The 9,420-nt window shown below is 61.0% G+C and carries 11 protein-coding genes; 4 read left to right on the forward strand and 7 right to left on the reverse strand.

The window, feature by feature from the left end:
• A partial coding sequence (locus tag B7X90_RS16730; RefSeq protein WP_292626360.1) for a hypothetical protein occupies positions 1-182 on the forward strand: 182 nt, incomplete at its 5' end.
• 27 nt (positions 183-209) lie between these two features.
• Positions 210-1,751: a lipopolysaccharide biosynthesis protein gene (locus tag B7X90_RS16735; RefSeq protein ID WP_292626361.1), complete on the forward strand. Its 1,542-nt coding sequence runs from the start codon at positions 210-212 to the stop codon at positions 1,749-1,751.
• Here B7X90_RS16735 and B7X90_RS16740 read toward each other — a convergent pair.
• Positions 1,748-2,623 carry a glycosyltransferase family A protein gene (locus tag B7X90_RS16740; RefSeq protein ID WP_292626362.1) on the reverse strand — a complete coding sequence of 292 codons (876 nt, stop codon included), beginning with the start codon at positions 2,621-2,623 and terminating at the stop codon, positions 1,748-1,750. The two genes, B7X90_RS16735 and B7X90_RS16740, sit on opposite strands and share 4 nt — an antisense overlap.
• Positions 2,623-3,234, reverse strand: a complete 612-nt coding sequence (locus B7X90_RS16745; protein WP_292626364.1) for a class I SAM-dependent methyltransferase — start codon at positions 3,232-3,234, stop codon at positions 2,623-2,625. The genes B7X90_RS16740 and B7X90_RS16745 overlap by 1 nt, the downstream gene beginning before the upstream one ends.
• Positions 3,235-3,368: 134 nt before the next feature.
• Here B7X90_RS16745 and B7X90_RS16750 point away from each other — a divergent pair, with 134 nt between their 5' ends.
• Together B7X90_RS16750 and B7X90_RS16755 are read left to right on the forward strand one after the other, a co-directional pair.
• Positions 3,369-4,310: an aspartyl protease family protein gene (locus B7X90_RS16750; RefSeq protein ID WP_292626367.1), complete on the forward strand. Its 942-nt coding sequence runs from the start codon at positions 3,369-3,371 to the stop codon at positions 4,308-4,310.
• Positions 4,311-4,351: 41 nt separating this feature from the next.
• Positions 4,352-6,178 carry an ABC transporter ATP-binding protein/permease gene (locus B7X90_RS16755; RefSeq protein WP_292626376.1) on the forward strand — a complete coding sequence of 609 codons (1,827 nt, stop codon included), beginning with the start codon at positions 4,352-4,354 and terminating at the stop codon, positions 6,176-6,178.
• Between the two features lie 72 nt (positions 6,179-6,250).
• Here B7X90_RS16755 and B7X90_RS16760 read toward each other — a convergent pair whose 3' ends face one another.
• The 5 genes from B7X90_RS16760 to bamE form a co-directional block, all read right to left on the reverse strand.
• Positions 6,251-6,454: a DUF1737 domain-containing protein gene (locus tag B7X90_RS16760; protein WP_292626369.1), complete on the reverse strand. Its 204-nt coding sequence runs from the start codon at positions 6,452-6,454 to the stop codon at positions 6,251-6,253.
• A 9-nt stretch (positions 6,455-6,463) separates the two neighbouring features.
• Positions 6,464-6,868, reverse strand: coding sequence for a GFA family protein (locus tag B7X90_RS16765; protein WP_292626370.1), 405 nt, complete (start codon positions 6,866-6,868; stop codon positions 6,464-6,466).
• A gap of 51 nt (positions 6,869-6,919) precedes the next feature.
• On the reverse strand, positions 6,920-8,221 hold the full coding sequence (gene hslU / locus B7X90_RS16770; RefSeq protein WP_292626372.1) for an ATP-dependent protease ATPase subunit HslU: 1,302 nt from the start codon (positions 8,219-8,221) through the stop codon (positions 6,920-6,922).
• A 103-nt stretch (positions 8,222-8,324) separates the two neighbouring features.
• On the reverse strand, positions 8,325-8,882 hold the full coding sequence (gene hslV / locus B7X90_RS16775) for an ATP-dependent protease subunit HslV (RefSeq protein WP_292626374.1): 558 nt from the start codon (positions 8,880-8,882) through the stop codon (positions 8,325-8,327).
• A 45-nt stretch (positions 8,883-8,927) separates the two neighbouring features.
• On the reverse strand, positions 8,928-9,420 hold a 493-nt coding region (gene bamE / locus B7X90_RS16780; protein ID WP_366409814.1), incomplete at its 5' end, for an outer membrane protein assembly factor BamE.

The raw sequence follows: 9,420 nt of genomic DNA on the forward strand, positions 1-9,420 counted from the left end.
ATGTTGGCGACCGCTACAAAGCTGCTCAGCAACTCCGCTGCGGTGAGAGGCCCTCTAAACACCACTCCGATTCGCGTCAACAGCAACTTTTCAGTTTTTTGAAATTACCTGCATTTGCCCTGATAGGCCCATTTCAGACCAGCTATCCCGGGCAGGATCTCCATGCCGTAAGAGCGGGTTAACGGCCCTGCGTGTAAGGCAGATGCAGCATGACACAAACTTCCGCACCTCAAGTGGCGCCCACTCACTCGCCGGAATCGTTCACCCCCGCCCCACTCGCCGGGCAGGAAACACTGGCTGGCGACGTGAAGCAGGCAATCATCTGGCGATCAGGGAGCCAGATTGCGGCGCAGATCGTCAGTTGGTCGTCGACCCTGATAGTCATGCGCCTGCTGTCGCCGACCGACTATGGCCTTTTTGCGATGTCGTTGGTGATGCTGAGCTTCCTCACATTTCTGAACGGCTATGGTTTTGCCAGTGCATTGATACAGGAGCGCGATCTTGATCGGCACCGCATTCGGCAGGCTTTCGGTCTGCTGCTTTCTGCCAACGCGCTCATCGCCGCCGTGCAATGGCTTTCTGCGCCAGCAGTGGCAGCCTATTATGGGCAACCAGTGGTGGCAGACATGCTACGCGTGCAGACGCTGATCTATATTTCCACGCCATTCATCGCGATTCCAGAAGTTCTGATGGGCCGAAGGCTCGATTTCCGCAGCCAGGCAGTTGTGAACTTGCTCTCGGCGTTAACCGGGGCGGTGATCTCGCTGCTGATGGCGTGGGCAGACTTCGGGGTTTGGACGCTGGTCTATGCGCCGATCGTGATGTTCTGGGTGCGGGCCATCGGCTTGACGATTCTGGCACGGTCGCTGGTATGGCCAAGCTTCGACTTCCGCGGATGCGGGAACATTTTCCGTTTCGGGCTGGCGATCCTGCTGACTCAGCTGTTCTGGCTGGTGCAGACGCAGAGCGATATCTTTGTAATTGGCCGAAACCTGACGCCGCATGAAGTGGGCGTCTATTCTCAGGCGGTGTTCCTCGCGACGATCTTCTATTCCCGCTTCGTGCCGCCACTCAACGAAGTTGCGTTTCCTGCGTATTCGCGTTTGCAGGATGATCTGCCGGCACTGCGGTGGGCATTCCTGCGGTCGGCCCGTCTCATCATGCTGATTGCCGCGCCGCTCTATGTTGGCATGGCGGTGAGCGCCAAGCCGCTAGTGGCGACGCTGTTCGGGCCTACATGGAGCGAACTGCCCCCGTTGATCGAGTTTATGGCGCTAGCGATGCCGTTCATGACAATGCAGATTCTGTTTTCGCCTGCATTGAACGCCATCGGCAAGCCGGGCGTTCCGGTGCGCACGGCTATTGCGGGGGCAACGATCTTTGCAGCCGCGTTCGTAGGGGCAGCACAGTTCGGGATATTGGCCGTTGCTGCTATTTGGTGCGTGGCAGCACCTTTGCTGCTGCTGGCGACGGTTGTACTGTCACGCCCTGCGCTGGGTATTGGCCTTGCCGATATGTGGTCGGCGCTGGTCCTGCCTGTGGGGAGCAGCGTGGCGATGGGGACAGTAGTATGGGCAGTTGATCGGTTGTTGGTGTCTACCCGCCTCGATGCATTGCCCTTGCTACATCTTGGGTTGTTGATTGCCGTAGGCGTGGTTGCCTATGGCGCGGTGATCCATGCCACGGATCGCACTGCCTTGGGCCAGATCTGGGCGCTGATCCGACGCAAGCCAGAGGCTGCTGCCACCTAGCGTTCTTCAGCGCCCGCTCTCATGCGGGCAAGAGCGCGGCGATCGAACCAGTTCCAGATACCATTGCGCGGCGCGAACGCAGACAGGTGCTGCGCATAAAGACTGGCAAGCTTGTGCGGCAGGCCGCGAGGACCTTCGCTGCGCAAGACTTGCGTGATGATCCGGTCCTGAAAGTGGCGCACCGCATAGTTGATCATGCGGCCATGCTGCATTTGCCAACTGCGCAAGTCGAGCGGATTGAAGGGCTCACATGAAAAGCCTGCGTCCATTACCGGACGGACCCGCTCTTCACGCCATTGCGCCAGCGGACCAAGATCGGTCTTGGCAAGGGCGCCGACGAGACCGTCGTCACCGACCAGGTCGACCGGCAGGCGAATGCCACTTGCGCGTAACGCATCCACAAAGCTGCCGCGCAGGGCGTAGAGATCACCGAACACGCCGTGCGTTTGCGCCATCATGCGGCGGTAGTGTGCCGCACGGCGGCCATTCAGCGGAGGAGCAGACGCGAGGTTTGCTTCTAGATGGGCGTCCAACGCGGAACGCAGCGCAGGGATTGCACCAGATGCGACCTCGGCATCGCCATCGACCAGCACGACCGCGCTCAGACCTGGCGGCAGCGTATCAAGCACGATGCGATTCCAGCTGCGTGCCTTGCCGGGTTCGGGCCACTCATGCAGCGTCAGGTTGTGATGCTGTGCTGCGGTGTCTGCAACGATCGCCGCGGTGCCATCGCGCGATCCATTGACGACCACGTGAATGACAAACCCTGATTCGGACAGCGGCAAAGTGGCAAGGCAGCGACCTATGCGGCGTTCCTCGTTGTGCGCGAGGACGACCACCGCAACAGGCTCAGGCTCCTCGTCAGTTGGCATCAGACCTCGGCCATCGCCCAGATCGTTACCGGAAACCGATCGTCGTTGACAAAGCGCCTTTGCCAACCCGCGCGCGCCCAGCGAAAAAGGTTTCCGCGCACGGCAGCGGCGTTGCCCCAGCCGCCGGTTTCGATCTTCGTCGGATCGAAACCGCACTCTTCGAGGAAATGGACCATGCCAAGCTGGGTCCAGCGCGAACAATCGGTCGGGATCGGGTGATAGCGGATCAGAAACGGGGTGATGTTGATGAACACGCCGCCAGGCTTGAGCATCGCGCGCACGTTCTTCGCCGCGCGATATGGGTACAGCAGATGCTCCCACACGTTGTCGGCTATGATCACATCGAACTTGCGGTCGAGCACATCATTGCAGATGTCGTGCTCGGGCCAGTTCATTTCGGTATAGCTGCCCCACTGGCGTTGCCGCCATTTCCAGCCTGCAGAAATCTCCAGCGCGTCTAGGTTTTGTGTGCCGCGTCTGTCGAGCCAAGCATCGATCTCGCGATAGGCGATGACGCGAGTGATATGCGTCTTGTCATAGCCCACAGCGCGTGCTGCAGCTTCTGCGAGGCCGAACGCACGCGTGCGCAAAGTGGGGGATGTCGAATCCATGCTCATTCGTCCCGCATAAGCACTTCGGGTTGCCACGGCGTTAAGTTCCCCGCAGTCCCGCCGGGTAGAATGCCTGAACGATCATGCTGGCGTCGGTGTGACAACAGGCGTAAACTCCCTGCGGGAGAAAAATCATGCGCGCATCCCTTGCAATCTGGACGGCGCTGTTTGCGGCAGGAAGTCAGCCTGCGCTTGCTGCCGATGATCTGCTGCTGCCCCCCGGCGAAACCGAACTGGTCCAGACGCAAGACGATTTTCACAGTCGCATGACCGTTCCGGTGCAGATCGGCGCGCATGGCCCGTATCGGTTTCTGATCGATACAGGCTCCGAACGCACAGTGCTTTCACGGCAGATTGCAACCGAGATGGGACTGTCGGTGGTCGGCAGTGGTGTAGTAGTGGGTGTGGCGGGATCTCAGGCGGTCGAACTCGTTGATGTAGACGAAATCAGCCTCGGCAAACGCACCTACTATACGCTGAGCGCACCGTTGCTGGAAAAGCAGCACATCGGCGCGGACGGTATTGTCGGGCTCGATAGCCTGCAGAACCAGCGTGTTTTGATAGATTTTCCAAAGGACACGATTCTGATCGGCGATGCTGCGTCTCTTGGCGGGTCTAAGGGCTTTGAAATCGTGGTGAATGCGCGCCGCCGGTCCGGCCAACTGATCATGACCAACGCCGTGGTCGATGGCGTGCATACAGACATCGTGATTGATACCGGGTCAGATGCCTCAGTCGGCAACATGGCTCTTCGCAATGCACTTACCCGCAGGCGCAAGGCAGAACAGACCGTGCTCTATTCGGTCACCGGCCAGCAATTGAGCGCCGAACTGATCATGGCATCGACTATTCAAGTCAGCGGCCTGCAACTGCACAATACCTTTCTCGCCTTTGCGGATTCACCGGCATTCCGCAGACTTGGCATGGTAAAGCGCCCTGCCATGCTGCTGGGCATGGCGCAGCTGCGGATGTTCAAGCGCGTGGCGATAGACTTTGCCACACGCCGCATCCTGTTCGATCTGCCAACCGGCATCGCCAGCGCCAATGGACGAGGGCCAGCGCTCCGAATTCAATGAAGGCACTGGCATAGTTGCGCATGGCCCCTATGTGGGAAGCCATGCCGCCTGATACGCACACCAATTCCAAAGACGCCCGCCATGATGGCTGGCAAACGCTCAAGCGGTTCCTGCCCTACCTGTGGCCTGCCGATAATGCAGTGCTGCGCCGCCGTGTGGTGGGCGCCCTGCTGATGGTGCTGGCCGGCAAGGCGACAACGCTGGCCCTGCCCTTCGCTTACAAAAAAGCGGTCGATGCGATGACGCTGCCAGAGGGCGCGCAGCCTGCTCTTACCGTGGCGATGGCGTTTGTGCTGGCCTATGCTCTGGGCCGCTTTGCAGGCGTATTGTTCGACAATTTGCGCAACATCGTGTTCGAGCGCGTAGGCCAGGATGCGACGCGGCATCTGGCCGAGAACGTCTTTGCCCGCCTTCACCACCTGTCCTTGCGCTTCCACCTTGCCCGCCGCACCGGCGAGGTGACGAAGGTGATCGAACGCGGAACCAAGAGCATCGACACGATGCTCTATTTTCTGCTGTTCAACATTGCCCCGACAGTGATCGAGCTAACCGCCGTCATCGTGATCTTCTGGCTCAACTTCGGACTTGGCTTGGTCGGCGCGACGGTGGCGGCAGTTATCGCTTATGTCTATGTTACCCGCACGATCACCGAATGGCGCTCCGCCCTGCGCGAGAAGATGAACCGGCTTGACGGGCAGGCGCTGTCCCGCGCGGTCGATTCGCTGCTGAATTACGAGACGGTGAAGTACTTTGGCGCAGAGGCGCGCGAGGAAGCGCGCTACGCTGCTGCAACACGTGCCTATGCCGATGCGGCGGTAAAGAGCGAAAACAGCCTTGGCCTTCTCAACATTGCGCAAGCGATCATCGTCAACCTGCTGATGGCGGGCGCGATGGCATGGACAGTTTGGGGCTGGTCGCAAGGGCGGCTGACCGTGGGCGATCTCGTCTTCGTCAACACCTACCTCACCCAGCTTTTCCGCCCGCTCGACATGCTCGGCATGGTCTATCGCACAATCCGGCAAGGCCTGATCGACATGGCCGAAATGTTCCGCCTGATCGATACGCCGGTGGAAGTGGCCGACGTGCCCGGCGCGCCAGCACTGGTGATCCAGCGCCCGAGTGTGACCTTTGACAATGTCGTGTTCGGCTATGACCGGGACCGCGAAATCCTGCACGGCCTGTCGTTCGAAGTGCCTGCGGGCAACCGTGTGGCCATTGTCGGCCCCTCGGGCGCGGGCAAATCGACCATCGCGCGGCTGCTGTTCCGCTTCTACGATCCGTGGGAGGGGCGCATCCTGATCGACGGGCAGGACATTTCGCACATCACGCAAGCCAGCCTGCGCGCCGCGCTGGGCATTGTCCCGCAGGATTCGGTGCTGTTCAACGACACCATCGGCTACAACATCGCCTATGGCCGCGATGGCGCGGGCATGGATGAGGTTGAGGCTGCCGCACGCGGTGCCTCCATTGCCGAATTCATCACCCGCCTGCCCAAGGGTTTTGACACCGAAGTCGGCGAACGCGGCCTGAAACTGTCCGGCGGCGAAAAGCAGCGCGTCGCCATCGCCCGTACGCTGGTGAAGAACCCGCCGATCGTGCTGTTCGACGAGGCGACCAGCGCGCTCGACAGCCGCACCGAGCAGGACATTCTCACCACCATGCGCGATGTCGCCAGCCAGCGCACAACGATCTCGATTGCGCACCGGCTTTCGACCATCGCGGATTCGGACACTATTCTGGTGCTTGATCAAGGGCGTCTGGCAGAGCAAGGTAGCCACACCGATCTGCTGCGCCGTGACGGGCTTTATGCCGAAATGTGGGCGCGGCAGGCGCAGGAGAGCGCTGAAGTCAGCGAGGCGGCGGAGTAGGAGCGCCTCACGCTCTGGATTGCTTCGTCGCTGCGTTCCTCGCAATGACGAGTGATTCCAGAACGGCAGTACCTACTTCACCACATCAGCCTCATGCCACACCACGGCCTGCGCCACTTTGATGCAGTCCATCCCGCCATCATAGGTCATCGACGGCGAACCATAAAGCCGCCAGCCCTGCTCCAGCGCTTCCGACACGCGGTCACAAAAGGCGCGATCATCCTTACCGGTAAGCAGGCGGTACACAGGGCGGTCTTCGGGAGTCTGGTAGGTCATGCCTGCCGCTTACTCCCCCCCGGGAAACCGCGCAAATTCTGGCAGCGCGTGCGCTTGCGCCATCCAGCCAATGCGTTCCGCCGTCTGGATGTGAAGCTGCGCGGGCAACTGGTCGGGATCGTCGAACGTGGCGGATTGCACGTCGATGATGTCTGGCAGATTCTCGGCATTGGTGAAGAACACCCCCGTCCCACACTTCGGGCAGAAGTTGCGCATCGAAGCGCCCGAAGAATTGTGCGTGGTGACCTCACCCTTCGTCAGCGCGAACTGGTCCGCCTTGAACATGGCCCAGGACACCATCGGCGCGCCCGAGCTTTTGCGGCAATCGGTGCAATGGCACAGCGCCACGTGCATCGGCGCGCCGTCCACCTTGTAGCGCACCGCGCCGCAGTGACATCCGCCAGCAAGTTCCATCAGTTCACTCCCCTGAGTCGCCGTTGGAACATTACCGGAACGAAACACGCATCACAAGATGTACTTCGAAAGGTCCGCATTGCTCGCCAGATTGGCCAACTTGTCGGCCACATAGGCCTCGTCGACCAGTACCGTCTCGCCCACGCGGTCCTCTGCCTCGAAGCTCACTTCCTCAAGCAGCTTTTCCATCACCGTCTGCAAGCGCCGCGCTCCGATGTTTTCGACGCTTTCGTTCACTTGCGCTGCGATGCGGGCAATCGCGCGGATGGCTTCGGGCGTGAAGTCCAACGTCACGTTCTCTGTGGCAATCAATGCGCGGTACTGTTCAACAAGGTTCGCGCGGGTTTCCGAAAGGATGCGCACGAAGTCATCTTCGGTCAGCGCCTGCAGTTCGACGCGGATCGGCAAGCGTCCCTGCAACTCAGGCAGCATGTCGCTGGGCTTGGCCACATGGAACGCGCCCGATGCTATGAACAGCACATGGTCGGTCTTCATCGGGCCGTACTTGGTGGCAACCGTCGTGCCCTCGATCAGCGGAAGCAGATCACGCTGCACGCCTTCGCGCGAAACCGAACCGCCGCGCACATCGGACACCGCGATCTTATCGATCTCGTCAAGGAACACGATACCGTTCGTCTCGGCATTGCGGATCGCCTCGCGCTGGACATCGTCCTGATCCATGCGCTTTTCGGCCTCTTCCTCGACCAGCTTGTCCCAAGCATCAGCCACGCGCATCTTGCGGCGCTTGAGGTTCTGCTTGCCGAACGCCTTGCCCATCATGTCCGACAGGTTGATCATGCCAACCCCGCCGCCCATGCCCGGAATTTCCATTGGCATCGAAGGCGCGTCTTCCACCTCGATCTCGACTTCAACCTCATTCATCGAACCATCGGCAAGCCGCGCCTTGAAGCTCTCGCGCGTTGCCTCGCTCGCACCTTCGCCGACAAGCGCCTTGAGCAGCCTGTCCATCGCGGCCTTGCTGGCAGCCTCGCGCACGGCTTCGCGGCGGCGCTCTTTCTCCAGCCGGATCGCCTCTTCCACCAGATCGCGGGCAATCTGCTCCACATCGCGGCCGACATAGCCGACCTCGGTGAATTTGGTCGCCTCGACCTTGATGAACGGTGCGTCAGCCAGTTTGGCCAGACGGCGGCTGATCTCGGTCTTGCCACAGCCCGTCGGCCCGATCATCAGAATGTTCTTTGGGGTCACCTCGTCACGCAACTCGGCCGACAGCCGCTGCCGACGCCAACGATTGCGCAGCGCCACGGCGACCGCCTTCTTGGCATCGGTCTGGCCGACGATATGCTCGTCCAGCGCGCGGACAATGGCCTTGGGGGTAAGGGATTCGTTCATGGCAATCTCTTCTCCCCTCCCGCCTGCGGGAGGGGTCGGGGGAGGGGCTGTTAGGAAGCGGCAACACGCCCTCCCCTATCCCCTCCCGCAAGCGGGAGGGGGACTAGATTTCTTCCAGCGTCACGCGGTCGTTGGTAAAGACACAGACTTCAGCGGCCACCTGCATGGCGCGGCGGGCGATCTTCTCGGCATCGTCTTCGTAATCGGTCAGCGCCTTGGCCGCAGCCAGTGCATAGTTTCCACCAGAGCCGATCGCGGCGATACCACCTTCCGGCTCCAGCACATCGCCATTTCCGGTGAGGATCAGCATGGTTTCGGCATCCGCCACGATCATCAGCGCTTCCAGATTGCGCAGATACTTGTCGGTGCGCCAGTCCTTGGCCAGTTCCACCGCAGCGCGCATCAACTGCCCGCGATGCTGCTCCAGCTTGCGTTCCAGCCGCTCGAACAGCGTGAAGGCATCGGCGGTCGCCCCGGCGAACCCGGCGATGACCTTGCCCTCACCGATGCGGCGCACCTTGCGGGCGTTGGGCTTCATCACCGTGTTGCCCATGGAAACCTGCCCGTCACCGGCGATCACGGTGCGGCCATTCATTTTCACACCAATGATGGTGGTGCCGTGCCACTGGATAAGGCCGTGGCTCGCCCTGCTATCGTCCATGCTCCGCGATATGTGGCGGAAGCTGCGGAATTCAAGCGGTGCGGATCAGCTGCCGTTCGGACCTGTGCCGCCGGGAGCCTGTCCTTGCCCGCCGCCCGGCACCGCGCCGACCGCGCCGATGTTGCCGAACAGATCCTGGAAGAACGAGCGGTCACGGCCCAACGTATCGGTCTTGTCGCTCTCGGGCGAAAGACGCGCAACTTTTTCCATGCCTTCGCGGCTCAGCGAAGCGACGTTGCCCTTGGCGTCAAAATCGACGACCAGAATATTCTGATCAGATGTGCGCGGGCGATTGAACGGCTTTTGCTGCGTGTTCTGCGAAACGTAGTACCAGGTCTGCTTGCCATAGGCGCTGGTGAACGTCGGACGGCCAAGCGTGCGTTCGACCGACTGCTTGTTGTCCACGCCCGGCTGGACCGAAGAAACCAGCACTTCATCAACGATATAGCCGCGATGATCCTTGATGCTGGAACATCCCGCTGCCGCCACGCCGAGCGCAAGCACCGCCGCACCCTGCACTATCAGCCGCATGTTCCGC

This window comes from Novosphingobium sp. 17-62-19 (assembly GCF_002256775.1).
In the GTDB taxonomy this organism is placed as follows: domain Bacteria; phylum Pseudomonadota; class Alphaproteobacteria; order Sphingomonadales; family Sphingomonadaceae; genus Novosphingobium.